The organism is Endozoicomonas sp. (assembly GCF_051008435.1).
GTDB lineage: Bacteria > Pseudomonadota > Gammaproteobacteria > Pseudomonadales > Endozoicomonadaceae > Endozoicomonas_A.
Genome location: NZ_JBPCXO010000523.1, coordinates 1 through 26,472, shown reverse-complemented (window position 1 = coordinate 26,472; position 26,472 = coordinate 1). Strand labels below are relative to the sequence as shown.

18 protein-coding genes and 2 CRISPR repeat arrays are annotated in these 26,472 nt (G+C 48.6%); of the genes, 11 read left to right on the top strand and 7 right to left on the bottom strand.

Features of this window, described 5'->3' with window-relative positions; all coding sequences use genetic code 11:
* Positions 1 to 23: 23 nt before the first annotated feature.
* From ACR2PX_RS26340 to ACR2PX_RS26320, 5 genes are all read right to left on the bottom strand, one after another.
* Positions 24 to 644 carry a LysE family translocator gene (locus ACR2PX_RS26340; protein ID WP_434002334.1) on the bottom strand — a complete coding sequence of 207 codons (621 nt, stop codon included), beginning with the start codon at positions 642 to 644 and terminating at the stop codon, positions 24 to 26.
* A 203-nt stretch (positions 645 to 847) separates the two neighbouring features.
* Positions 848 to 1,687 (bottom strand): HlyC/CorC family transporter, encoded by an 840-nt coding sequence (locus tag ACR2PX_RS26335; RefSeq protein ID WP_434002333.1) that lies wholly within the window; start codon positions 1,685 to 1,687, stop codon positions 848 to 850.
* Between the two features lie 136 nt (positions 1,688 to 1,823).
* The gene (ybeY, locus tag ACR2PX_RS26330; RefSeq protein WP_434002332.1) at positions 1,824 to 2,300 is read right to left on the bottom strand and encodes an rRNA maturation RNase YbeY; all 477 of its coding nucleotides are present in this window, start codon (positions 2,298 to 2,300) and stop codon (positions 1,824 to 1,826) included.
* Between the two features lie 2 nt (positions 2,301 to 2,302).
* Positions 2,303 to 3,322, bottom strand: a complete 1,020-nt coding sequence (locus ACR2PX_RS26325; protein ID WP_434002331.1) for a PhoH family protein — start codon at positions 3,320 to 3,322, stop codon at positions 2,303 to 2,305.
* Positions 3,323 to 4,058: 736 nt separating this feature from the next.
* Positions 4,059 to 5,567, bottom strand: a complete 1,509-nt coding sequence (locus tag ACR2PX_RS26320) for an alkaline phosphatase D family protein (RefSeq protein ID WP_434002330.1) — start codon at positions 5,565 to 5,567, stop codon at positions 4,059 to 4,061.
* Between the two features lie 166 nt (positions 5,568 to 5,733).
* Between ACR2PX_RS26320 and ACR2PX_RS26315 the strand changes: the two genes are divergently transcribed.
* From ACR2PX_RS26315 to ACR2PX_RS26305, 3 genes are all read left to right on the top strand, one after another.
* A complete protein-coding gene (locus ACR2PX_RS26315) occupies positions 5,734 to 6,015 on the top strand; it encodes a hypothetical protein (protein WP_434002329.1) in 282 nt (93 codons plus the stop codon).
* 358 nt (positions 6,016 to 6,373) lie between these two features.
* Positions 6,374 to 8,944 carry an ATP-dependent chaperone ClpB gene (gene clpB, locus ACR2PX_RS26310; RefSeq protein ID WP_434002328.1) on the top strand — a complete coding sequence of 857 codons (2,571 nt, stop codon included), beginning with the start codon at positions 6,374 to 6,376 and terminating at the stop codon, positions 8,942 to 8,944.
* A gap of 320 nt (positions 8,945 to 9,264) precedes the next feature.
* Entirely contained in the window at positions 9,265 to 10,068 is an 804-nt protein-coding gene (locus ACR2PX_RS26305; RefSeq protein ID WP_434002327.1) for a Cof-type HAD-IIB family hydrolase, read from the top strand.
* A 186-nt stretch (positions 10,069 to 10,254) separates the two neighbouring features.
* On the opposite strand, the gene ACR2PX_RS26300 is transcribed toward ACR2PX_RS26305, so the two are convergent.
* Positions 10,255 to 10,512 carry a hypothetical protein gene (locus ACR2PX_RS26300; protein ID WP_434002326.1) on the bottom strand — a complete coding sequence of 86 codons (258 nt, stop codon included), beginning with the start codon at positions 10,510 to 10,512 and terminating at the stop codon, positions 10,255 to 10,257.
* 140 nt (positions 10,513 to 10,652) lie between these two features.
* Positions 10,653 to 13,142: direct repeats of the CRISPR family, unit length 28 nt; unit sequence TTTCTAAGCTGCCTGCTCGGCAGTGAAC.
* A 212-nt stretch (positions 13,143 to 13,354) separates the two neighbouring features.
* Here ACR2PX_RS26300 and cas1f point away from each other — a divergent pair.
* The 8 genes from cas1f (at position 13,355) to cas6f (ending at position 22,865) form a co-directional block, all read left to right on the top strand.
* Positions 13,355 to 14,320 carry a type I-F CRISPR-associated endonuclease Cas1f gene (gene cas1f / locus ACR2PX_RS26295; RefSeq protein WP_434002325.1) on the top strand — a complete coding sequence of 322 codons (966 nt, stop codon included), beginning with the start codon at positions 13,355 to 13,357 and terminating at the stop codon, positions 14,318 to 14,320.
* Positions 14,317 to 17,709: a type I-F CRISPR-associated helicase Cas3f gene (cas3f, locus tag ACR2PX_RS26290; protein WP_434002324.1), complete on the top strand. Its 3,393-nt coding sequence runs from the start codon at positions 14,317 to 14,319 to the stop codon at positions 17,707 to 17,709. Before cas1f ends, cas3f begins: the two co-directional genes overlap by 4 nt.
* A 129-nt stretch (positions 17,710 to 17,838) precedes the next feature.
* On the top strand, positions 17,839 to 18,180 hold the full coding sequence (locus ACR2PX_RS26285; RefSeq protein ID WP_434002323.1) for a DUF4258 domain-containing protein: 342 nt from the start codon (positions 17,839 to 17,841) through the stop codon (positions 18,178 to 18,180).
* A gap of 15 nt (positions 18,181 to 18,195) precedes the next feature.
* Positions 18,196 to 18,639, top strand: coding sequence for a helix-turn-helix domain-containing protein (locus tag ACR2PX_RS26280; protein ID WP_434002322.1), 444 nt, complete (start codon positions 18,196 to 18,198; stop codon positions 18,637 to 18,639).
* Positions 18,640 to 18,989: 350 nt separating this feature from the next.
* Positions 18,990 to 20,255: a type I-F CRISPR-associated protein Csy1 gene (locus tag ACR2PX_RS26275; protein WP_434002321.1), complete on the top strand. Its 1,266-nt coding sequence runs from the start codon at positions 18,990 to 18,992 to the stop codon at positions 20,253 to 20,255.
* Positions 20,252 to 21,211: a type I-F CRISPR-associated protein Csy2 gene (gene csy2 / locus ACR2PX_RS26270; protein ID WP_434002320.1), complete on the top strand. Its 960-nt coding sequence runs from the start codon at positions 20,252 to 20,254 to the stop codon at positions 21,209 to 21,211. The genes ACR2PX_RS26275 and csy2 overlap by 4 nt, the downstream gene beginning before the upstream one ends.
* Positions 21,212 to 21,240: 29 nt before the next feature.
* Positions 21,241 to 22,272, top strand: coding sequence for a type I-F CRISPR-associated protein Csy3 (gene csy3, locus ACR2PX_RS26265; RefSeq protein ID WP_434002319.1), 1,032 nt, complete (start codon positions 21,241 to 21,243; stop codon positions 22,270 to 22,272).
* A gap of 8 nt (positions 22,273 to 22,280) precedes the next feature.
* The gene (cas6f, locus tag ACR2PX_RS26260; RefSeq protein WP_434002318.1) at positions 22,281 to 22,865 is read left to right on the top strand and encodes a type I-F CRISPR-associated endoribonuclease Cas6/Csy4; all 585 of its coding nucleotides are present in this window, start codon (positions 22,281 to 22,283) and stop codon (positions 22,863 to 22,865) included.
* A 129-nt stretch (positions 22,866 to 22,994) separates the two neighbouring features.
* Positions 22,995 to 25,003: direct repeats of the CRISPR family, unit length 28 nt; unit sequence GTTCACAGCCGCACAGGCTGCTTAGAAA.
* Between the two features lie 194 nt (positions 25,004 to 25,197).
* On the opposite strand, the gene ACR2PX_RS26255 is transcribed toward cas6f, so the two are convergent.
* A complete protein-coding gene (locus ACR2PX_RS26255) occupies positions 25,198 to 26,094 on the bottom strand; it encodes a hypothetical protein (protein WP_434002317.1) in 897 nt (298 codons plus the stop codon).
* Positions 26,095 to 26,472 lie beyond the last annotated feature (378 nt).

The window sequence follows — 26,472 nt, the reverse complement described above, 5'->3', positions numbered from 1 at the left end:
GGTTACGCGAAAGTCAGGTTGCCTCAGCGGTTACTGGCCAGAGCAAGTCTGAGTCCAAAGCCAATCATCATGAGTCCTCCCAGCCACTTGGCCAGGGTCTGCACCATCACGTTTTGTCCCATCTTTCTGGCAATTTTCCCAGCCAGGAAAACCAGTGATACGTAATAAATGGTGGTCAGGATCGAGAAGGCAGTGCCCAGTGCCAGCAGCTGGTTTTCAACGGCTCTGGAAGGGTCGATAAACTGAGGTAAAAAGGCCAGGAAGAATAATGCAACTTTCGGGTTGAGCACATTGGTCAGCAAGGCCTGCAGGAATGGATTGCTTCGTTTGTTCCGAACATCATTTTTAGGAGCAGAAGCTATGCCTTCCCTGATGGTTTTAATACCCAAGTAAACGAGGTATAGCGCTCCCATGATTTTGACTGCCGTAAATGCCATTGCAGAGCTCGATAGAATGGCGGAAAGACCCAGAGTAGCTGCAGCGGTGTGAACCAGAATGCCGGATACTGTCCCCAGGGCTGCCTGAATACCGGCCTTGAAGCCTTTAGCGGCACTCCAGGCTGCTACCAGGAAGGTATCTGGGCCTGGTATCAAAATCAGTACAAGAGAGGCCATTAAATAAGCCAGCCATTGATCCAGAGTCATCAGGTTCTCACTATTCTAATACTGCATTACAGAACAAGCTTTAACGGCACAGTCTATCGAAAAGCGATGTCTGTGTTTGCTTGAATAAAGGCTCATGGAAGAAAACACCGTTTTCATGGCTTATGAATAAGGTGTTAGCTGGAGCCTGTCAGAGTTTATTTCGAAAGATTGGCCTGACAGGACCCCAGAGATCAGATTTTGAACTAGACAGCGCTGACCCGCAACAGGCGTATACGCCGCCCGTCAGAGTTCAGAACATCAAAACGGAAGCCGGCAATTTCTACAAACTCATTCCGTTTAGGCATATGCCCAAACTCCTGAAGGACAATACCGCCAATGGTATCGAACTCTTCATCACTGAATTTGGATTCAAAGTGCTCGTTAAAGTCTTCAATAGGCGTCAGGGCCTTGACAATAAAAGTGCGAGCCTGTTCTTCTACCGGTTTGATAAAGCTGTCTTCATCAACATCGTGCTCGTCTTCTATGTCCCCGACAATCTGTTCGAGCACATCTTCAATGGTGACCAGGCCGGCCACGCCACCAAACTCATCAATGACAATGGCCATGTGATTGCGGTTGGTCCGAAACTCTTTCAGGAGAACATTCAGGCGCTTGCTCTCAGGGATGAAAGTAGCGGGACGTAGATGATCCTTGATATTGAACTTGCCATTCTGAAGAATCAGCGGGAGAAGGTCCTTGGCCAGGAGTATGCCGATAATTTCGTCTTTGGTATCGCCGATGACAGGAAAGCGGGAGTGAGCCGATTCGATCACCTTAGGCAGAAAATCCCGGGGCTCCTGATCTTCATCAACACAGACCATCTGTGAGCGGGGGATCATGATTTCCCTGACCTGCATATCGGCAACCTGAACAGCCCCCTCAATAATGCTGAGGGCTTCATGGTCAATAATGCCTCTGAGTCCGGCGTCGTTGAGCAGCGTCAACAACTCACTCCGGTTCTGAGGGTCCTGACTGAACAGAGCCGTCAGTTTATCTTTCCATGTTGGGGCGGGCGAGTCGCCCGGCGCAGTGTCGTCGTTCATTACCTTGTATTACCGTGATGGCCTTCTCATGATCTGTTGTGTCCAACATCGTCATGGTTCAGCCAGCCTCTCCTAGGATTATGATCCGTTCTTTTACCATGAAAACTGTTATTCCACGAGGGGAATAAACAGTATTTCAGTCGTCCATGTCTGCTTCAGACTGGTACGGATCAGGAAAACCAAGACTTTGAAGGATCGATGTTTCCAACGACTCCATTGCCTCAGCTTCGTCTTCTTCAATATGGTCATAACCCAGCAGGTGCAGTGTGCCATGAACCATCATATGTGCCCAGTGGGCCTGCAGGGGTTTGTTCTGCTCCCGAGCTTCACGCTCGACTACGGGCGCACAAATCACCAAGTCGCCCAGCAGAGGCAGGTTCAGCTCTTCGGGTAAATCGGATGGAAAGGACAGAACGTTGGTAGGGCCTTCTTTCTCGCGCCATTGCTGGTTGAGCTCTGAGCCTTCCTCGATGTCGACAATACGCAGACTGACTTCGGCTTCATTGCGGTGATCACCCACCGCCGCAGAGGCCCATTTCTGGAGATCAACTTCAGCAGGAAGTTCGGCACTCTCACTGGCGATTTGTACGTCAACATGCACGTCTGCAGACATTACTAGCCCCCTGGAGCCGAGTTGTTCTGGTTACTCTGATCAAAGCGATCATAGGCCTGAACAATTCTCTGAACAATCGGGTGACGGACGACGTCTTTGGCACTAAACCAGGTGAAGCCGATACCCTCAACGCCTTTCAGGACATCAATGGCATGAGCCAGACCAGAACGGGTGCCTCTAGGCAGGTCGACCTGGGTAATGTCACCGGTAATCACGGCTGTAGAGCCAAAGCCGATACGGGTCAGGAACATTTTCATCTGTTCCGGTGTGGTGTTCTGAGCCTCATCAAGAATAATGTAGGAATTGTTGAGGGTACGGCCACGCATATAAGCCAGAGGTGCAACCTCAATCACATTCTTCTCGATTAGTTTATCCACTCGCTCAAAGCCGAGCATTTCATAAAGGGCATCATAGAGAGGTCGCAGGTATGGGTCGATCTTCTGCGACAGGTCACCCGGAAGAAAGCCCAGCTTTTCGCCGGCCTCTACAGCGGGTCTGACCAGCAGGATTCGCCGAATTTCCTCTTCTTCCAGAGCCTGCACCGCAGCAGCAACAGCCAGATACGTTTTACCGGTCCCTGCCGGGCCAATACCAAAATTGATATCGTGATCCAGGATGGAACGGACATATCTCTGCTGGTTCTCACCCCTGGGGGTAACCGTGCCTTTACGGGTGCGCAGGGTAATCAGGTTGTCAGGTTTGGGCTCGTGAACCCATTCAACGGCTGATTCCTGAAGGTAGAGATGCACTGTCTCAGCAGTAAGGTGTTCTGTATTACCGGTTTCCCTATACAGGCGCTTGAGAATCTCGGTAGCGGCCTGAGCATTCTTATCTTCACCTTTAACCGTGAATTGGTTGCCACGATAACGGATATCAACACCAAGGCGCTGTTCTATCTGTTTAAGGTGTTGATTGAATTGTCCGCATAGCTCTGCGAATCGACGAGGGTCGTCCGGTTCGAGGAGAAACTGACAGGTTTTGCCTGCATTTTTTGTCTGTGGTGCCTGGATCTGGGTATTCAAGTCGTGAGTTCAGCTCTTACTGCGATACATATAGTTAAGCATACACTGCAGTCTGATTCTTGCCCCGTTTTCTTGGGCATGGGCGTCTTGTGTTGAAACCCATAGCTGGAAAAAAGAGAGAATCAGACTACCGAAAAACCTGATTTTACCGAAGGTTTTAACAATGTCATCTGTTAAATAACTTCAGTAAGCGTTGGCCCGGATATTTCATAAGCATGCTCCCGCTCTCACTTGCCCTTTGCCGCTCTAAGGGAGTTTTACTCAGTCGACCGTACTCCCCGGTACGGCGCTCTCTTACAAAATTCCTCAGAGCGACAAAGACCTGCGCGAGATTCGGGGCAGTTTATGGAATATCCGGGCTAGGAGTCTGTCGGACTTAGCCGACCGTAGCGAGAAAAAGTCCGGTTTGAGACAGTTTTTATGATTATTTGAGGCGAATAGCGAGCTATTCAACGAAAAGAATCATAAAAAATGGCCAAATCTGGCTTTTTCGCAGTAGGTCAGTGGTAAGTCCGACAGGCTCCTAGCTGTAATAACGTTGTCTGAACCCTTCAAACAAATTGGCAAGATCAGGTGCTGGAGCAGGTGGCTCTCCCGGGCCGCTTGCTGACCAGATTCTGTGGATGTGATTGTCACCGTCCTTCTGTTTGTACATTCTCTTCAAACAGCCATGAGCCGGAAATGCCGCTCACCTCGAACCATGAAAATGGCTACAGAGCCCGAAATAGCGGTATTTTCATAGTAAATAGTGGTTGTAATGTCTGCTGGTGACGGTGTCTACATGATACCAGTGAGCTTTCGCCCGACTATGACTGATGTCCAGAAGGACATAACCCCGCTCCGTGAGATTGGTCCATTTCAGATTTGGCAGTACACCATCCAGAGCTGCAGAGCCCACTTTTGCAAGATCTGACTTTTCCGCAAATCCAGATGTGACGCCCGGAGTTACAAACTCCCCACCCAGAGCTCCATAGCCTGAAATTCGGCCGTAATGGGGAAAGTGTGGTTTCGGGGCAAGATCAAATGCCCATGAGCTGTGAATATCGCCTGTCAGGACCATCAGATTATTGATGCCCTGATTTTGAATATGATCGAATAAACGTTGTCGGGATGCCTGGTAGCCGTCCCATTGATCCATATTAATGGGGAGGTCCTGACTGATGGTGAGTTGTGACATCATGACTTGTTGCCCCAGTACCCGCCAGCGAACCCCTTCATTCATGGATTGGCTTAAGCCATTGTGCAGCCATTGTTCCTGGTCCAGTCCCAGCAAGCTTCGAGATGGATCTTTAGCCACTTTTACATCCAGTGGCAGAGCCTGCTGATCTCTGCCAGCCAGTCGGGTGTCCAGCATAAAGAGATCAATCAGGTCGCCAAACCGGAAACGTCTGTAGATGGTTTTGTGCCCGAAATGATCAATGATGCCGCTCTCCCTGATGGGCATCCACTCAAAGTAGGTCTGGATAGCGTCGTTACGGCGTGATTCCCAGGCCCCCTCACCATCGTTATGGTTCTGAGCGCCTCCTTTCCAAGCGTCATTGGCCGATTCATGATCATCCCAGACACAGATAAAAGGGTGCTGTCGATGAACTTCCTGCAGGTCCGGATCGGTTCGATACTGAGCGTAACGCTGACGGTAGTCCTGAAGGACGGTTATTTCCTTTGCAGGAATGGGGTCCCGGCCAAGATTGTTTCCTGTGCCATAACCCCCGGGGCCGTATTCATAGATGTAGTCACCAAGATGAAGAACGGCGTCCAGTTCAGGTCTTCTGGCAATCTCCCGGTAAACGTTAAAGTAACCTGCGGGGTAGTTGGAGCAGGAACAGAAAGCCAGTCGCAACCGGCTCAGATGCCCCTCTGGCAATGTGCGGGGTCTGCCAACCGGTGAGAGTTTGCCGTTGGAGGAAAAACGGTAGTAGTAAACAGTGCCTGATACCAGACCTTCGGCATCGATCTTGACGGTGTAGTCGACTTGTGGCCCGGTGACTCCCTGGCCAGACTGGACTATCTGGTTCATTTGCGGGTCCAGGGCCATTTCCCAGGAATAGGGAACAATGGCCTGCTGAAAGTCGGGATCTGCATCGGGTGTGATCCGAGTCCAGAGGATCACCCGGTCAGCCAGAGGGTCGCCACTGGCTATACCGTGCTGAAAAGGTTGATGGGTACTCGCAAATGTCTTGAGTAGTGGCAATGTTGCGATCCCCAGGGCGGCCCCCTGAAAGAAGCGTCGTCTTGTTATGGCCATGATCCATCCGTGTCAGGTGTTTTTTAGAGTTGTCAGATCAGGCTAAAAAAGGGATGTGTCATTATGAAGAAGCTTTATTGACAGATCTTTGAAGCCTTAAGAGCCAGGTGTTCAGTCAATAGGTGCTACTTTGAAAGCAGTATTTTCAAAAATAGAACCCATACTCATGAAACGATTATTAACGGTCTGTACCCTGATGTTGGTCCCTCTGTTGGGCCAGGCTGGTGAGAAAGACAAGCCTGTAACCAATGCTCAAGAAGCTATTCAATACGCGAAGGAGCATCGAAATAACACGGGTAAAAAGGAAATCTCCGCAGAAAACTGGCTGGGTATTGCTAATTCAGCAGTGAAGCTGCTTGGTATTACTGAGTCGACTGAGCAAGAAGAACCTCGCCGAGTCAGGGAGGAGCCGGATATTCTGGATCAGCTGGGTGAGTTCTTTAAATAAGCCCCCGTACTCGAAACCCATTTATTTGTCGTGTTCAGCGACTGAGAGAGGGCTCAGGACAAGGCGCAACCGTGCAGGAATATTTAACCTCTTTCAAATGGTTGGAACGCAGTAATGGGCCCTCTCTCAGTCGCCCGGAGGGTGCCCCATAAAGCGGCCATCTGGCAGTGTTTAGTCTTGATTGACATAGAAAACCTATGCCTGCACAGGACTGCCTTGCATCTGGCCGCTTTATGGGGCACTGAACCGGACAAATAAATGGGTTTCGAGTACTAGCCTTGAAAAGGTCGATTCTGCCGCAATATAAGTTATAGAAGCCGACTACGTTGGCAAGAAACAAAGCGCGGGAGAACTAACTATGCGAGCAGACAGACTCACCAGTAAGCTGCAGTCTGCATTGTCAGATGCTCAGTCACTGGCTCTGGGAAAAGACCACAATCAAATAGAGCCTGTCCACCTGTTATTGACTCTTCTTAATCAGCCTGGTGGTTCTATCAAACCCCTGTTGAGTCAGGTTGGTTTTAATTTGCAGCAACTGGCTGATGAACTCGAGAAGCTGCTTGAACAGGTTTCTGTGATCAATAATCCCACCGGGGACATCCAGCCATCTCAGGAAACCATTCGTTTGCTCAACCTGGCCGACAAGCAGGCCCAGAAAAACGGCGATCAGTTTATTTCCAGTGAAACGGTATTGCTGGTCATGATGGAAGGTAGCTCTGCACTTTCCCGTGTTCTGAATGGTCAGGGTGTCAGCAAGCAGGCATTGGAAAATGCCGTCAGTAATCTCAGGGGCGGAGAAGCCGTCAATGATCCCAATGCAGAAGACAATCGAAATGCTCTGGCAACCTACACGATTGATCTCACTGAGCTGGCTGAACAAGGTAAGTTGGATCCGGTTATAGGTCGGGACGATGAAATCAGACGTATCGTTCAGGTACTTCAGCGGAGAACCAAAAACAATCCGGTGATTATTGGTGAGCCAGGTGTTGGTAAAACAGCCATTGTCGAAGGGTTGGCTCAAAGAATTGTTAATGGCGAGGTTCCGGATGGCATTAAGGGTAAAAGGCTCTTGTCGCTTGATATGGGGTCGCTTATTGCCGGGGCCAAGTTCAGGGGAGAGTTTGAGGAGCGTTTGAAGTCGGTCCTCAATGAACTGTCCAAGCAGGAAGGCCAGATCATTCTGTTTATCGATGAACTTCATACCATGGTTGGAGCAGGGAAAGCTGAAGGTGCCATGGATGCTGGCAATATGCTTAAGCCTGCTCTGGCACGAGGAGAGCTCCATTGTGTCGGTGCAACGACACTGGATGAATACCGTCAGTATATTGAAAAAGACGCTGCTTTAGAGCGTCGCTTCCAGAAAGTGCTGGTGGACGAACCGACTGAAGAAGATACCATTGCCATTTTACGTGGTTTGAAAGAGCGTTACGAAGCTCACCACGGTGTTGATATCACTGACCCGGCTATTGTCGCTGCCGTCAAACTATCCCAGCGCTATATCACTGATAGGCAATTGCCTGATAAGGCTATTGATCTGATTGATGAGTCGGCCAGTCGTATTCGTATGGAGATGGATTCCAAGCCGGAAGAAATGGATCGTCTGGAGCGTCGTCTGATTCAGCTGAAGATCGAGCGGGAAGCTCTTAAGAAAGAAGACGACAAGGCCTCTAAGGAAAGACTGGGTCTGCTGGATGAGGAAGTGGAGAGCCTGGAAAGAGAATATTCCGATCTGGAAGATATCTGGAAAGCTGAAAAGGTGGTGCTTCAAGGTTCACAAAAGTTAAGAGAAGAGCGTGAAAAACTGTTGATAGCGCTTGAAGCTGCCCAGCGCTCCGGAGATCTGGCCAAAATGTCAGAAATCCAGTACGGACAGCTACCTGAACTGGAGAAAAAGCTGGCCGAGGCGGATGCCGCTGAATCAGGCGGAGAAACCAAACTGCTCCGTAACCGGGTCACCGATGAAGAGATTGCCGAAGTGGTCTCCCGCTGGACAGGTATTCCTGTTGCCAAAATGTTGGAAGGGGAGCGCGAAAAACTACTGAAGATGGAAGATGCTCTTCACGCACGCGTCATCGGTCAGGATGAAGCGGTAGTGGCTGTCTCCAATGCAGTACGACGCTCGCGGGCAGGCTTGGCTGACCCTAATCGACCCAATGGTTCTTTTATGTTCCTTGGCCCAACGGGTGTGGGTAAAACGGAATTGTGCAAAGCTTTGGCGGTTTTCCTCTTTGACACCGAAGATGCCATTGTCCGTATCGATATGTCCGAGTTCATGGAGAAGCACTCTGTCGCCCGTTTGCTGGGAGCACCTCCTGGGTATGTGGGTTATGAAGAGGGTGGCTATCTGACAGAAGCTGTTCGTCGTAAACCCTATTCAGTCGTGTTGATGGATGAAGTGGAAAAGGCTCATCCAGATGTGTTCAATATTTTGCTCCAGGTACTGGAAGATGGTCGTTTAACAGACGGGCAGGGAAGAACGGTAGACTTTAAGAATACAGTGATTGTCATGACTTCCAATCTGGGATCTGATGTCATTCAGGCTATGCAGGGGGAAGATTTTGAGGCAATGAAATCAACCCTTATGGATGTAGTGGGAACTCACTTCAGGCCTGAGTTTGTTAACCGTGTTGATGAGCTGGTGGTCTTCCATCCTCTGACAGAAAAGCAGATAGAAGGCATTGCTGCTATCCAATTAAGCAGACTGAACAAACGTCTGGAAGAAAACGGTTTATCTCTGGAGGTCTCAGACGACGCAATGCATAAACTGGCCGAAGTAGGTTTTGACCCAGTATATGGCGCCCGCCCATTGAAACGTGCGATCCAGCGCAGTATTGAGAACCCGCTTGCAGAGTCCATTCTTGCAGGTAAGTACTCACCAGGAGATGTGATCAAGGCCGCACTGAGAGATGATGAAATTACTTTCGAGTAAGCCTTTCTAGCCGAAGCCGCTCTCTGCGGCTTCTTTTTTCTTCGTATATCGTCAGGGTCAATCCTACTGGTTCTAGCCAGTCTTAGAAAACTTAACTCATTATCTTTCGTACATGCGCCTATTGTCAGAAAGTTAGACCAACGTGCATAATTGCAGAGGCTAACCCACCTGTTTTGTCTGTTCATCACTGTGTCATGTAACAGCCATGAGCGGAGAATGCTGCAAACTCTGAAAGCTTGTATAAGGCTATAAGAAGGCAGCGTTATCATGGTCAATAGTCTCAGGATACAGATAAAACGCTCTCTATTTATGAGGTATGCATGTATCCCGTTGTTGTCTCAGATCTTGATGGTACCCTTCTCAATGACCAGCATGAGCTGGCGCCTCGCACTAAAGAAGTTATTCGTCGTTTAAGCAGTCAGGGAATACGCTTTGTCTTTGCTACTGGCAGGCATTATCTTGATGTTGAAGAGATGAGAGCGCAGCTGGATATCGAGATGTACACCATTACCTCCAATGGTGCACGGGCCCACAACCCTCAGGGTGAAATGATTGTTGGCCATGACCTGGATCCGGAATTTATTCAGCCATTGATAGCTCTTGGCCGTAAGCACAGTGACAAAGTTTTCCTCAGTGTTTACAGCGAAGACAAGTGGTATGTGGAACAACACCATGAAGACTTGCTGAAATTCCATAAAGACACCGGCTTTAGCTACACCATGCAGGATCTGGATTCGATCCCTGTCGATAAAATCATCAAGGTGTTTTTTATAGCTCAGGAACACGAAGAGTTGCTCGATCTGGAACAGGATATCAACGAAGCCTTTGGGGACTCCATTAATATGGCTTTCTCCCTGGATACCTGTCTTGAAATCATGGCGCCAGCCGTGAGCAAAGGAGCAGCTCTGGAAGAAGTGATGAAGCTCAAAGGTCTTGAACTCAAAGATGCAGTCGCTTTTGGCGATGGCATGAACGACGTTGAGATGTTACAGGTAGTAGGAAAAGGATTGGTGATGGGGAATGCTACCGAGCGTCTAAAAGCAAAACTGCCAGATCACGATGTGATTGGTGAGTGCAATGATGATGCTGTAGCTAATTTCCTGGATCAGCAATATCCGCATTAAGTTTGATATCAGCTCTATCTACAGAGCTTTTCTGTAGATAGAGCGAGTTAGAAATTCAACTACCTAAACCTCGTTCCCACGGTCCGCCGTGGGAATGTATATGGGAATCAGCGCTTTTTCGACAACCTCCTCAGAGGGAGGTTTAGCTGCCTGCTCGGCAGTGAACTACTGTGTTAGGTGCTTAAGTTAGCTCTTTGCAACATAGGAATGCTCACACCATCTGTCGTAGAGTCGCTCAACAAATCCGCCAATTTCAGTTTTATATAAGTAAGGGTCTTCACCTTCAATATCGTAAGCATTGAAACCAATGTCATCGGATATGAAAATTTCGGCATTAGGGAACTCCTGTCTAAGCTGCTCCCCAGCCCATGCAGCAAATTCTTCACACTTGTTGTCAGTAAGGTTTTTTTTTGCGAAACCGGTATAAAAAGTAATTTTTGGCATTTCTCTACTTCTCTATTAAATATTAAGGTAGCGTATACTATCAAAACGAGCGTAGCCTGTGCCATGCACCTAACAACGGTTCATGTGACTGCCTTCGGCGGCACATGAACCAAGGTTATACGGCTTAATCACCATTTTTATTTCTAAGCTGCCTGCTCGGCAGTGAACCTAATACGGCCTATGTAAAACAGTTTCACACTTTTCTAAGCTGCCTGCTCGGCAGTGAACAACGGCTGTTTGCGCATTGACGTGAAGTTGATTTTCTAAGCTGCTTGCTCGGCAGTGAACAAAATATTCATGGTAGCCATCGTTGGCGCTGTTTTCTAAGCTGCCTGCTCAGCAGTGAACTTATTTTCCTGCTTCAGTTCTCCCGTTTCATTTTTCTAAGCTGCCTGCTCGGCAGTGAACCAGAGCTAAAGCAATATGGTGATGTTTCAATATTTCTAAGCAGCCTGCTCGGCAGTGAACTCAAGTGCGTTGTTATATGGCGTCCCAATTGATTTCTAAGCTGCCTGCTCGGCAGTGAACATGTGCCAGGTTCAGCAGGCTTTAGAAAAAATTTTCTAAGCTGCCTGCTCGGCAGTGAACTCCTGGCTAGGTGCTGACGGCGGCCAGTCACGTTTCTAAGCTGCCTGCTCGGCAGTGAACGCAGCAAACGACTAGCTCCGCACCTTCGATTCTTTCTAAGCTGCCTGCTCGGCAGTGAACTTCTTTTGGATGACGTAGCTCAAGCTGGAATTTTTCTAAGCTGCCTGCTCGGCAGTGAACTTGTCTCGTCGAACATTTCATCAATCCGTTCTTTTCTAAGCTGCCTGCTCGGCAGTGAACTTTACGCCAGAGTCTGTGAAATAATCTTGTAATTTCTAAGCTGCCTGCTCGGCAGTGAACTCAAATACCTACCCATAAGCCCAACCCCTTTCTTTCTAAGCTGCCTGCTCGGCAGTGAACTGTTACCGGACGATATGGAGATGAGTTTTGACTTTCTAAGCTGCCTGCTCGGCAGTGAACTTTGTGTGGGTTTTGGACGAGCTCCCTGATCATTTCTAAGCTGCCTGCTCGGCAGTGAACATTAGGTCGCACTATAGTTATTTCACCTACTTTTTCTAAGCTGCCTGCTCGGCAGTGAACACAATGAAAGGAGGCATCACTTCACCCCCCGTGTTTCTAAGCTGCCTGCTCGGCAGTGAACACAGTGCTGGCGTTGGAAACTCCTGAGCGTTGTTTCTAAGCTGCCTGCTCGGCAGTGAACGCTTCGGACTTTTGCCCTGGAAACCTTGGGAATTTCTCAGCTGCCTGCTCGGCAGTGACCTCTGACACGCGTGTTAGACAGTTACGGGCGACTTTCTAAGCTGCCTGCTCGGCAGTGGGCGGGAGGGGGTGGTAGGGCGTGCGTGGTGATAGTTTCTAAGCTGCCTGCTCGGCAGTGAACGGAAAGCGGAAATGACAGATATCACATTTATTTTTCTAAGCTGCCTGCTCGGCAGTGAACTCAGGCAAAAACTATCAGCGATCTTAAAAAGATTTCTAAGCTGCCTGCTCGGCAGTGAACACCTGACCGCAATAATTCTGACTGTCCTGAGATTTCTAAGCTGCCTGCTCGGCAGTGAACGAGAATACACCGTAGTATTAATTCAATATTATTTTCTAAGCTGCCTGCTCGGCAGTGAACGAACTGGCCGAGGAATATAAGGGTACCTACAATTTCTAAGCTGCCTGCTCGGCAGTGAACCTATTCAGTCTCTTCAGAACATTTCAGTCATTTTTCTAAGCTGCCTGCTCGGCAGTGAACTCCTGACTGGCTATGACCTTGGCGATCATGGTTTTCTAAGCTGCCTGCTCGGCAGTGAACCAGTGGACACGATGACGTGCCACTGAATTAAATTTCTAAGCTGCCTGCTCGGCAGTGAACATCAAACGAATCTGTGACCTTGGGCTGGCATTTTTCTAAGCTGCCTGCTCGGCAGTGAACAATATTGGTACCGGAGACTCCCACGCTTACCTTTTCTAAGCTGCCTGCTCGGCAGTGAACAGCGTGACGCCAACCAATAGCCCCTTTTTTCTTTTCTAAGCTGCCTGCTCGGCAGTGAACGTGTTGAAGTCTGGCGCGGCGGGCGTTCATGATTTCTAAGCTGCCTGCTCGGCAGTGAACAAAATGTTCTCGCCGGTGCTGGCACCGTGCATTTTCTAAGCTGCCTGCTCGGCAGTGAACCTTACCAGTGAGGTTATTTCCGATCTGAGAAATTTCTAAGCTGCCTGCTCGGCAGTGAACATCAGCTGGTCAGGTCATAAGGCCTGCGAGCTTTTCTAAGCTGCCTGCTCGGCAGTGAACTATCCGGATCCAGGGTGTTATGGTCGAATTTATTTCTAAGCTGCCTGCTCGGCAGTGAACATAAGAGACTGACGGCCAAGGATGTTATTGCAATTTCTAAGCTGCCTGCTCGGCAGTGAACTGACCCAGCAACAGAAAGCGGAAGTCCTGAAATTTCTAAGCTGCCTGCTCGGCAGTGAACCCTCCGGATCGACATACAACCAGGAACCTGCATTTCTAAGCTGCCTGCTCGGCAGTGAACCAGAATCAATAGTTTCATCAGACAGATCAAGATTTCTAAGCTGCCTGCTCGGCAGTGAACTGAAGATTAAATCGAAAAACAACTGTACCTACAAGGGCTAGAGAAAAAATAACCATTTTTACCAATATTTTTTTACTTCATGTAATAGGTTGATTTATAAGGCTTTTTTTCTGTCGCTAAAAAAAGGGTCCAGGGCTCTCACGGGAAAGGGGACTACAAGCGATGATTCTGGCTATACACTGGAAGCTCAAGGTTTCCAGAGGTAATACACGTTGGACCAGTTAACCGACCTTAAAGCCATACTCCATTCCAAAAGGGCCAATATCTACTATCTGGAGAAATGCCGGATCATGCAAAAGGATGGTCGCGTTCTTTTCCTCACAGAAGCACAGAAGGAGAACCAGTATTGGAATATTCCCATTGCCAACACGACTTGCCTGATGCTGGGAATAGGCACGTCTATTACCCAGGCGGCTATAAGGATGCTGGCCTCTGCGGGGGTTCTGGTGGGTTTCTGTGGCAGTGGGGGGACGCCACTGTTAATGGCCAGTGAGGTGGAGTGGCTGACCCCCCAGAGTGAATATCGACCCACAGAGTATGTGCAGGGCTGGCTGAAGTTCTGGTTTGAGGACGATCGTCGCCTGGAAGCCGCCCGTTATTTTCAGAGGGCAAGGATCAGCTTTCTGCAAAATGTCTGGACCAGGGATCGAGAGTTGAACCGCAGCGGCTTTGACAGTGCCAGAGCGGAGATTGAGCGGGCGTTAAAAGGCTTTGAGCGTAAAGTGCTGCAGGCAGATCATACCGGAGCGTTGCTGCAGACCGAAGCTTTGTTGACAAAGAATTTATACAAGCACGCAGCCAATAGTACCGGGTATGAAAATTTTACCCGCAGCCGGGAAGCGGAAGACCTGGCCAATGCCTTTCTTAATCATGGTAACTATCTGGCCTATGGTCTGGCTGCGACCACACTCTGGGTGCTGGGTATTCCCCATGGCTTTGCCGTGATGCACGGGAAAACCCGACGTGGAGCACTGGTGTTTGATGTGGCTGACCTGATCAAGGATGCCCTGGTTCTGCCCTGGGCTTTTATCTGTGCAGAAGAAGGTGCCACCGAGCAGGAATTTCGTCAGCAGTGTCTTCAGGCGTTTACCGATCATAAGGCACTGGATTTTATGTTTAATCAGGTGAAGCATGTCGCCTTGAATATCGATCAGCTTGAGGCGATAGCACCATCATGATGGTCACCTTTATCTCCCAGTGCGAAAAAAAGGCCCTGAAAAAAACACGACGGGTTCTGGATGCCTTTGCGGATCGAATAGGTACCAATACCTGGCAGGTTCTGATCACCCAGGAAGGGCTGAATGCGGTTCGCAAACAGTTAAGAAAAACCGCCTCAAAAAGCACTGCAGTCAGTTGTCACTGGATTCGCTCCCGTTCCCGGACCGAGCTGGTCTGGGTAGTGGGCAACAGAAGTCGGTTTGATCAGAAAGGTCGGGTGCCAGTTAACAGGACAAAGGTGAATCGTGTTCGAGCCGATGACCGGGCAGACTGGCATTATCTGCCGCTTATTCAGACTTTAACGGCTTTAGCCGCACTACTGCATGACTGGGGCAAGGCCAGCGCCCGTTTTCAACAGAAACTGCAACCGGACTACAAAGGGCTGGCGGCTGACGCTATCCGTCATGAATGGGTGTCCTGTTTATTGCTGAAAAGGCTGGTGCAACTATCGGGCGATGGATCGGATGACTCGTGGCTGGAGTGTCTATCCCGAGGTGATCTGGATGAAGAAAAACTGAAAAACGTCGATGCCGCTGATCGGTCCGGGGCTTTACACGATCTGCCCCCGGCAGCCTCTCTGGTGGCCTGGCTGATCGTCTCTCATCATCGTCTGCCGCGACCTGATATAAGTAAAACGACGCTTCCTGATAAAGCAGAATCTATCGCCAGTCTGCTTCAGTACGTGGATGAAAGCTGGAACTATAAAAATCAGAACGTTTCTCATCCGTTGGAAAAGTGTCTGGTATTTCCCCAAGGGTTGTTGACAGACTCAGACCAATGGCTCAGTCAAATAATACGCTGGTCAAAAAAGTTAATCACGTTACAGCCGCTGATCAAACAATGCCTCGAAGATGGCAGCTACCGGGTGATTCTTCATCATGCTCGATTAGCCTTGATGCTGGGTGATCACAACTATTCAAACAGTAGTGACAAGGCATGGAGCAAAACAGGATTAAAAGCCAATACGCAGAAGGATCAACAGGGCAGAAAGAGTACAAAGCAGAATCTTGATCAACATCTATTAGGTGTCTGTAAACAGGCGGTCAGCAACGTCTATAACCTGCCTGCCATTGAGCGAGAGCCCAGGGGCTCTGATGATACGGCTGAGTTGAAAAAAACCAGTAAGCAAGGTGGTTTTTTTTACTGGCAGGATCAGGCGGTTAGCAAAATTAAAGCCTGGAAAGCGGATCATACTGATCAGCGATATGGTTTTTTTGCGGTGAATATTGCCAGCACTGGTAAGGGTAAAACCCTGGCCAATGCCAAAGTCATGAGAGTGCTGTCAGAGAGTGGCGACAGCCTGCGATATATTCTGGCGCTGGGGTTGCGAACCTTAACCTTGCAGACCGGGGATGAATACCGGGAGCGTATTTTTAGAAAGAGCAGTGATGATCTGGCGGTCTTAATCGGTTCCAAAGCCTTTCAGGAATTACATGAGGGCAATAAGAAAAAAACAGAGCCGAGTGATGAATCTTCTTTGGGTTCAGAATCTATGAGCCCACTGTTGCAGGAAGAGAGCCAGATAGACTACGAAGCGGATAGGTCAGAGGCGTGGCTGACGACGGTTTTGAAAGGAAGTCGGGAAAGCGCTTTTCTTCATGCGCCGGTATTAGTCTGTACCCTTGATCATATGATGGCTGCCACCGAAACGACCCGTGGGGGGCGATATATTTTGCCCTGTTTGCGTCTTTTTTCGTCTGATCTGGTGATTGATGAAATCGATGATTTTACCGGTACAGATTCCATTGCCATAGGTCGCCTGATCCACCTGGCCGGAATGTTGGGGCGAAAGGTGATGATCTCTTCCGCTACCATTCCACCGGCTATGGCAGAAGGTTATTTCAATGCCTACCGGGAGGGCTGGAATCTTTTCAGTAAAACCCGAACCGTCAGTAACGCTATAGGTTGTGCGTGGATTGATGAGTTTAGTACCCAGGTTATTAGCCATACCCGACTGGACAAGGCCCAAAGTCAGTATGCCCAAGCCCACAGGCTGTTTATAGAGAAGCGGGTTCAGCAACTGAAGAAGCAACCGGCTAAACGCAGGGTAGTGCTGGCAGAACAGCAGCCTATTCTGGAAAAGTATCAGGACAGTCAGGGTAAAAAGCTGGAGGCAGACAGGCAGGGAGCCTGGTTCAAGAGCATTACTACTGCCGCTTTGGATCTGCATCGTCAACAGGCTATTAAAGACCCTGAGACAAAGTTGAATGTGTCTTTTGGTGTTATCCGCATGGCCAATATCAAACCCTGTGTGGCTCTTACCCGCTATCTTCTCAACCATTCATTCCCGAAAAATGTGGCGGTTCGCCTGATGGCTTATCACAGTCAGCAGGTACTTTTACTTCGCAATGCCCAGGAACAGCATCTGGATCAGGTGTTAAAAAGAAAACCGAAAAAAACGGGTGTTGATCCAGCGCTTGGCAATGAAGAGATACGCCGACACCTTACAGCACTAGCTCGACAAAAGGTTATCAAACATGTGTTGTTTATTCTGGTGGCCACACCCGTGGAAGAAGTGGGACGCGATCATGACTTTGACTGGGCAGTGATCGAACCTTCCTCCTATCGCTCTCTGGTGCAGATGGCGGGGCGGGTATTACGACACCGGGAGCACAGTGTGGATTCGGCAAATATTGCTCTTATGCAGTACAACTGGAAAACATTGCAAGATGGCAACAAACCCTTGCAGCCTTATTTCAGCCAGCCGGGCTATGAGTCCAAAAGGAAAATATCGCCCCAAAACAAAAGTGCCTGCTGCAGAACCCATGATGTAAAAGAGCTGGTGGATCTGAAAACCCTCGATCAAAGCCTGGATGCCACACCACGCATTCAGGAACAGCCAAAACAGAGGGTATCCAGGCTGGCTCAGCTGGAGCATGCGGTCATTGCCCATGATCTGAAAAACTATGGGGCTTATGGGCCTGAAAGTTTGCAGGGTTATTTGAGTCAGAGTTATTTTCTGACCGGTTTGTCCCAGGCCTTTAATCCTTTTCGAAACAGCGCCCCTACCAAGGTCGTTTACCTGGCAGTATCGGAAGAGCAGGGTACTTTCTTTGTAGAAAAGGATGAGAAAGGCTCTGTCGACAAACGGGTGAATGGAGACTTTATTAATCAAGAGCAGAACCCTGCTAATGAGTATCGCATTGAGCGATTTGAGTTGAGTGACGAGGAAAAAATGCGCCTCTGGCTGTTTCGTGATTATCCGGTCTTGCTGGAAGAGCGGTTGTCTGAGGCAGATTCCAATAATCTGACCTGGGTGTCCCTGCGCTATGGTGAACTGAGATTTCGGGAGCCGGGCAAGTACCGGGAATACGGGTACAACGATCAGCTGGGGCTGGTGGAGAAGTAGTTTTGTGAAGGTGAAGGTTAGGTGGTTGTTCAAAAATTGATAGACTGGCTTCTGTATAGCTTTCTGGATATTTACAATAAAACAAAATGATCTATCATAGTGATAGCTATCAGATTGATAGGTATTCTGATGAATGCTGAGACGAAAGTTTCTATTAAAGAGTTTCCTTTAAAGGCAAACTCTGCTCTAAAAATTGTACGTGATCTGGCTGAAAATCATACTGGATCAGTAAGGTTCAGTTTGCATGCCAAAGAGAGGATGCTTGAGCGAAGGGTTAGTAATAAACAGGTGTTTGATGTTTTAAAATCTTGCCGGAGCTATGTTACTGAACACCCCAGCCAGACACCTAAAGGTTCATGGAAATTTACTATGTTGGGCTTTTCTTCTGGTGATGTAATTGAGCTGGTGATTGATTTGCGCAGACCAGAACACGACCCGGCAGCATACCTTGTTACCGTGATTATTCAGTAGGGAGGGAGTCATAACATGAGTTATCACTATACAGAATGTGGTCTGTCTTATATTCATCTTGCAGACGGCTATCAGATGGAAGAGGTTGACGGTGAAACCTATATAGGCGTAGAGGATGTGCATGGATTGCACCGCCTGATTGCACGACATCTGACGGAAAAGAAAAGCGCGCTTCAGGGAGAGGAGGTAAGATTTCTTCGCGTAGAAATGGGAATGAGCCAGAAGAGCGTGGCCGAAGTGCTGGGGGTGGATACCCAAACCCTGGCACGCTGGGAAAAAGATCAGACCTCTATTCCAAAAGCTGCTGATGCCGTTTTACGTATGTATTACCTGGAATCCATTGAAGCCGACAGCAAGATCAGTTTTTTCCTGAACCTGCTGGCGGAGAGTGAAGAGGTCGATGCTATAAGGCAATTGACCTTGAAGTCGGGTAAAAGTAGCTGGTCGGTAGCTTTATAAGCAGCCTGTGCGGCTGTGAACAAAAGAATCCTTCTTAAAAAAACACATTTCTAAGCTGCATTACGGCAGTTGAATCCCTGAATAGTAACTACAAGAGTTTAGAAGCTGTGGAGAAACCTGTATAAGAAACCTGTGTCTTTTTAAGTAGAATACGTTGTAACTTTTCCTTGATCTCCAAGAGTCCTGAACTATTTTATATGCTGTTGTCTCGAAAGGTTTCAGTGGGAAAAGTTATGTCTAATGTCGAACCCCTGTTAAGGCAGAAGCAGAAATGGATTGATGCAGCCTGAACGTCAACTCCGAGCCTGGAGTTGTTCCAGGCTCAGCTTTAAATCAGAGAGCAAGAGATCATGTCTGACCCCGCCATTCGGCAATTCTTTGCAGAGCGCAAGGAAGCCTGGCTTAAATCCAAAATCAAAACCTCCATGTCGGCCGATCAGGTCAATAGTCTTGAAACAGAATGCGAGGAGCGTTTTTCCAAAGAGACCTGGCTTCCCGATGCGGCAAAACGAGCCGGTCAAATCAGTATCGCTACCCACCCCTGCACATTCAGCCACCCCAGTGCCCGCAAAAATAAAAATGGTTATGTGACACCGGTTATTGCTCAGTCTGAGTGCAGGGCTGATGGTTTGTTGAGGACCGGTAATGTATCTGTGGAATCGGATGCTTTGGGGAATGCCGCCGTACTGGATGTGCATAAATTTCTGACCCTGGAAATGGCTGACGGGCAGAGTCTGCTGGATCATATTGAACAGGAGAGCACGCTGACTAAAGAATTGTTAACCATAGGTTCTGCGCCTTATGAAACTCTGAGAAATGGCTTTCTCGCCATGACATCCAGTGACACCGAAACGGTGACCAGCTCTAAAATCAAACAGGTCTATTTTCCAGTAGACGGCGATTATCATCTGCTTTCTGTTCTGACCCCTTCAGGCGTTCTTTATGAGTTGCGGAATCGAATTGACGATATTCGTTTTTCGGTAAAATCCAAAACACTCAGGGAACTGAAGCAAAAAAATCAGTACAGCGAAGAGGGGTTTGCAGAAATTTACGACATTACTACCATGGGTTATGGCGGTACCAAGCCTCAGAATATCAGTGTTCTGAATAACAGATATGGCGGCAAAGCTCATCTGTTGCTCTCTATGCCGCCCCAATTATATGACCGTGATGTTCATTTCCCGAAATCGGATTTCTTTCAAGAATCTATCTTTTACCGGGAAGGTCATGAGGCGTTCAAAAAGCTTCATCGAATTCTCAAAGCCGGAATTGATTCAAAGATTCCCCGCAAAAATCTGGAAGCAGGCAGGGACCTCTGTATAGATGAACTTCTGGATCGGGTTATTCATCGTATGTGGGCCGTGAGGCAGGCGGCGGCTGACCAGTACTACCCGCAAAGCAGCCAGTTGCCGGAACATCAGAGCATCTGGCTACTGGATCAATGTAAAGCCAAAAGAGAGCAGGAAGAGCACTGGCTCGAACCCTTGGTGGTGGATATAGCGAGATGGATCGCCTTGGGTTACTCATCTCGAATTCGCAATGCCATCAAACTGGCTCATGCTGAAGTGGCTTATATTCAAACTCTGGTTGAAAAACGACAGGAGGCGCTTAGATGAGCAGAAACCTGTTATTAATACCCCAGCTTAACGTGTTGAACGCTAATGCGCTTTCCAGTCCTTGTACGATCGGTTTCCCGGCCATGACCGCCTGGCTGGGCTTTTCCCATGCCCTGCAGCGCAAACTGCGGGAGGAAGCACTGTTTAACGACTTGTGTTTTGAGGGGACCGGAGTGACCTGTCACAACATTCAGCTGCACACCTATAAGGGGCCTGGGGATTATGTTTCTTCCATTGTAGGGACCGCAAACCCTCTGGATAAAGATGGCAAGCGCCCGGCGTTTATTGAGGAAGCTCGCTGTCATCTGGTGGTCAGCCTGGTACTGGAGGTATCGGGTATCGAACTCCATAAGAACAATATCGATACCCTGCTGGAGCGAGTCAGTCATTACTTGAGCGCTGCTATGAAAGTAGCGGGTGGCGATATTAACAATTTCCATGAGCCTGTCATTGAGCAGGTGCGAGAAAATGGCCCAGAGTCTTTTAATCGATTAAAGCACAAGTTGATGCCGGGCCACTGTCTGTTGGAACGTCGTGATCTTATGCAGTCGGCAATGGCCTGTGGCCAGGATGCTATGGACGCTATGCTGGACTACCTCGCGGTTCATCATCAGTGTGTTAAATCGGAATCGGGGAAAGAGGGGGGGCAGCATGAATGGCAGAGCCAGCGTAGAACCGTGGGGCCTGACGGTCAGAAAGGCTGGATAGTCCCTGTTGCTGTGGGTTTTCAGGCTATCACTGAACTGGGTTCGGCGAAAAATCAGCGTGACCCGGACACTCCACACTGTTTTGCCGAGAGCGTAGTCACTCTCGGTGAATTTCAAATGCCTTATCAACTCGAACAGCTGGATCAATTGATCTGGCGCTATCACTACGACGCTGAAAATCGGCTTTACCTCTGTCAACAAGGTGTTTCCACCCTGGGTGAAACTGAATCAGAACCGGACGGTTTTTAACGTTAACTTTTAATTCGTGGAGAACGCTCATGGCAGCAAAACAAGCAATGGCCTCTGTACTGGCTTTTGAGAAAAAACTGGTACCCTCCGATGGCTACCTGTACGGCACTCAGTGGGATAACCGGGAAAACTGTACACCTCTTAAACTTCAGGAAAAATCGGTGCGAGGTACGATTTCCAATCGCCTTAAAGCAGCGGTGCAGAACGACCCTGCGAAACTGAATGCAGAAGTGGATAAACCCAATCTGCAAACGGTGGATTCCTGCGCGCTGGGGCCGGATCAGGATACTCTGAAATTGCACTTTACCCTGAAAGTGCTGGGCGGGGTGAGCCAACCTTCTGCCTGTAATCATGCAGGTTTCAAACAGAGTTATGAGCAGGCGGCAAAAGGCTATATCAGCCGGGAAGGTTTTCAGGAGCTGGCACGACGTTATGCCCTGAACCTTGCTAATGCCCGCTTTCTTTGGCGAAACCGGGTGGGCGCTGAAAATATAGACGTTCAGGTCAGTGCGTTGAACAAAGGGGCTGAGCAGACGTGGAATTTTAATGCACTGGATTTTTCTGTACGTGATTTTGACCAGGGAGAAGACAATCCGGCGCTGGCCGCTTTAGCGGATCGTATTGCTCATGCACTCTCCAGCGATAACGAGTTTCTGATGCTGGATATTGTCTGCCACGTTCAGGCAGGCAGAGCCCAGGAAGTCTATCCCAGTGAAGAGCTGGTGTTGGACAAAGGCAAAGGGAAGAAAAGTAAAATTCTTTATTGTGTGAACGCCATGGCGGCCATGCACTCCCAGAAACTGGGTAATGCCCTGAGAACCATCGATACCTGGTATCCGGAATTTGACGATATTGAGCAGAGCGCAGGCCCGATTGCCGTGGAGCCCTATGGTGCAGTGACCAGTCTTGGCAAAGCCTTCCGTACTCCCGCCAAAAAGATGGATTTTTATACTTTCTTTGACAGCTGGGCCAGAGGGAATTCATTAAGCAGCGTTGAAGATGAACACTATGTGATGGCGGTACTCGTACGTGGTGGTGTATTTGGCCAGAGTGATAAATAGGAGTGGGCATGAAAGTCTATCTGGATATCACTCTGCTGCCTGGCGGCGAGATTGGGCATCATTTTCTCTGGGAAAAGGTGTACCAGCAAGTGCATCTGGCTCTGGTGGACAATAAAGGTCTGGATGGTCGGAGTGAAATAGGTGTCAGTTTTCCTGAGTTCAGTGCAACGCAGCCTCGGTTGGGTCGCAAGCTCCGTATTTTTGCGCCGGATAAACCGATATTGAGTCAGTTGGCTATTGAGCTGTGGCTGGAACGTCTGATGGATTATGTGCATATCACATCCATCAGGCCTGTGCCTGAATCGGTCAATGGGTATATTCGTTATAAACGCCTGAATCCTAAATCCAGTGGAGAGCGTCTGGCCCGCAGAGCCTCGAAACGAAAGGGCATTTCTCTGGAAGAGGCTCGGGAGGAAAGGAAGAACTTCTCACCTCAACTTACCAAAGCGCCTTATATCTGGATGAAAAGCCTGAGCAGTGAACAGCGCTTTCGACTGTTTATTCAGGAAGAGAGGTTGGAGCAGTCTTCCTCTGGAACCGCTGCTTTTACACCTTATGGGCTGGCAGGGCAGGGAGCTTTACCCTGGTTTTAACCAAAAAAATAATGGTTTTTAAAAATATATAAAAATCAATGGGTTATAGGTGGGTGAAAAATATTGGGTAAAAAAGGATTTTCAGGCTGGAGGCTAGAGAGTCTCTGGGGATGAGACGTTCAGACTACAGTTCACAGCCGCACAGGCTGCTTAGAAAATCATGAGAAACTCAAAACCAGAAAATAGCATGTTCACAGCCGCACAGGCTGCTTAGAAATGATCGTGGTGGTAATAGACCAGATATTCATGGTTCACAGCCGCACAGGCTGCTTAGAAAATGCGTCCTCAGTGTCCTGGTGTTCCTGAGCCGTTCACAGCCGCACAGGCTGCTTAGAAAATCTGGCCTCAGTGGCCTTGGTAATGGCTTCCGTTCACAGCCGCACAGGCTGCTTAGAAAATTCCCGAGGTGTGTTATCACCATTAACACCCGTTCACAGCCGCACAGGCTGCTTAGAAATCTTCAAAATCCTGCGGCAGCTCTGAGTCTTCGTTCACAGCCGCACAGGCTGCTTAGAAAACTTTGTTAAGTTGGGTGAAAACATTGGACCCGTTCACAGCCGCACAGGCTGCTTAGAAATAAAACGGGCTGTTACCTGATGTACACCTAACTGTTCACAGCCGCACAGGCTGCTTAGAAATTCACCACGCCCCCGCCTTTTTTGAATTTGTAGTTCACAGCCGCACAGGCTGCTTAGAAAATAGCCGAAAGGCTTGGTGGCGGGAGATTCACGTTCACAGCCGCACAGGCTGCTTAGAAAAGATTCTGGTGGTTGGTCCGGTTGCCCCCACCGTTCACAGCCGCACAGGCTGCTTAGAAAAAATTCGGCGATGGTGTGCAGGACATGTCCCAGTTCACAGCCGCACAGGCTGCTTAGAAAAGAAAAGCAGGCGGTTGCGGTGGCGGCTAATGGTTCACAGCCGCACAGGCTGCTTAGAAAACTCAATGGCCTCAACCTCTTCCCCGTTAAAAGTTCACAGCCGCACAGGCTGCTTAGAAAAAACTGGCGGAAGTCTCAGAAGAAGCGATCAAGTTCACAGCCGCACAGGCTGCTTAGAAAATTAACACCCGATTCGAACCGCCTGCACTGACGTTCACAGCCGCACAGGCTGCTTAGAAAACAAATCGGTTTTGGTCAGATCTTCGGTGAATGTTCACAGCCGCACAGGCTGCTTAGAAATTCCCAGCCTTGCCAGGGCACGATACCTACGAGTTCACAGCCGCACAGGCTGCTTAGAAATGTCAAAGTCAAAACGGAATCAGCCCTTGTATGTTCACAGCCGCACAGGCTGCTTAGAAAAGAGCGGCGTTTTGTTTCTCCAGGTCGCTTTTGTTCACAGCCGCACAGGCTGCTTAGAAAAGTGTGGGGAGGTGATCAAGTGAGCGAGCAAGGTTCACAGCCGCACAGGCTGCTTAGAAATTCATCGAGAAGTGCTTGGTATTCATTCCAATGTTCACAGCCGCACAGGCTGCTTAGAAAACGAATGCGGGGCGAAAAGTTCACAAGTTGAAGTTCACAGCCGCACAGGCTGCTTAGAAATGTCGTCGTTGCAAGAAAACCAGTTACAGTCAGTTCACAGCCGCACAGGCTGCTTAGAAAACCTTAACTATGACAAAGAGCACCACGCATTGGTTCACAGCCGCACAGGCTGCTTAGAAAATGGGCATCGATCCTGGCTGTCTCCAGGCAGAGTTCACAGCCGCACAGGCTGCTTAGAAATAGCCGAATCTTCCAGAAAGTAATTACCTGCTGTTCACAGCCGCACAGGCTGCTTAGAAATTTCCGAGCTGTTCGTAGAAGTCAGGGTGAACGTTCACAGCCGCACAGGCTGCTTAGAAATACCCAGCAGGGCATAGTCGTGCCGGTCAGAAGTTCACAGCCGCACAGGCTGCTTAGAAATCTCTGGAAAACGCACCCCAGCCCAGCCGGTCGTTCACAGCCGCACAGGCTGCTTAGAAAATCTCTAGCGACAGAAGTAACAACCAGATTGCGTTCACAGCCGCACAGGCTGCTTAGAAAAAAGGTGAAACCATTCAGCGTCGTGTCGGTATGTTCACAGCCGCACAGGCTGCTTAGAAAAGAATGCCGGTGTCCATAATGGCGTGCATAAAGTTCACAGCCACACTGGCTGTGTAGAAGGCCAGCAATATCAGTAAAAATCAGGTGATGGGGGATGCTACTGAGCGTCTAAAAGCGAAACTGCCAGATCACGATGTGATTGGTGAGTGCAATGATGATGCTGTAGCTAATTTCCTGGATCAGCAATATCCGCATTAAGTCAGATACAGACTCTATCCATGAGACTGTAGATAGAGTCTGTATCTTTTAAGTATCTATCCTTGCCAGCTTTGGTTTCCCTTGCCAAACGTATTTCCACCAAAATTAGCGAATGCACGCCCATAGCTACTCAGTGTTGGATACACAACGTTTTTAATTGCTAAAAACCCTATAACTGCTATCCCTGCTTTGCCGTATAGGGGTGCTTGCATTGCCTGCTCACTTAGTTTGATTAGAGAGCCGACTCCTGTAGTTTTCAGGGCAGCAGTGCCAGCACCCCCAGTAAGAAAAGCAGTTGCACCTACCTTCTCACAAGAGATTCTGAAGTTTTTACGAATATCTGGATTTTGCAGGTCATAATCATTGTACTGGATACCTATAAATTGCATTCCAGCATGCTCGGATAATCGTTTCAGGTCATCTTTGCCTGTTCCTTTTCCTCTAGGCGAAGAAAAAAAGACCCGATGATTGATTGTCTTGAGCTCAGGCTTATAGCTAGGTTGAGTAGAAAGTCCTGCTTTTTTTATAGCAAGACTGCTGACTCTTAGCTTTTCTAAAGCCATTACAAAAGTTTTTGCGCCCTCTCCTTGTACAAGCCAACTAACTCCGTCTTCTTGTTCTTGAGATTGCTGAATGATGGAGGCAAGAGATTCAACGTTTGAGTCATCATTGAACCCTGCTGGTTGCCAAAATAGATTATAGGCGCTACTCCGTGAGGCTACCTGTCCAGATCTTAGCTTATATGCTCCTTGAATATGCTCTACCATCTTGTTGCTGGCCTGGGTTAGATCATCATATTTACCGCAGACTGCAATATAAGGTTCATGTACTATTTGCTTTTTATAATTAGGCTGTAACCTCTTCCTCTGATCTGCTTCCCACTGGTTGCTTCTGGTGCTGAATTCAACAGCGTATAGACCTGGCGCAGATTCAGACGCACCTTGGCTCTGCATATTCAAATTTTCTATTAAAACGCAGTTATTACCCCAAATTTTATAGCTGAGCTGGGCTCCGTCTAAATCTATTGAATAGAGGCCAGCTTTTTTCTGCTTGTCACTCCCAGAGCCCTTCGCTACTGCTTGAAGATTGTAGATAGCCCTTAAAATTGAGGTGAAGTAAAAATTACCAACATGTTTTTGTTGAATTTCTTCCCAGTCGGTGTAGTGCTCGTCCTTGATATATATCTTTCGCCCCCTGCTTTCATTCTATCTCTTTATCACAAATCCCAAACTTGACTTATCCTTTTCAGCGATGAGTCAAGGTTATGTTGCCATTACCTCCTGAACAATGGGCGGAACTTACTTTTGGGTGTGCAGATTTGGGTGATAAAC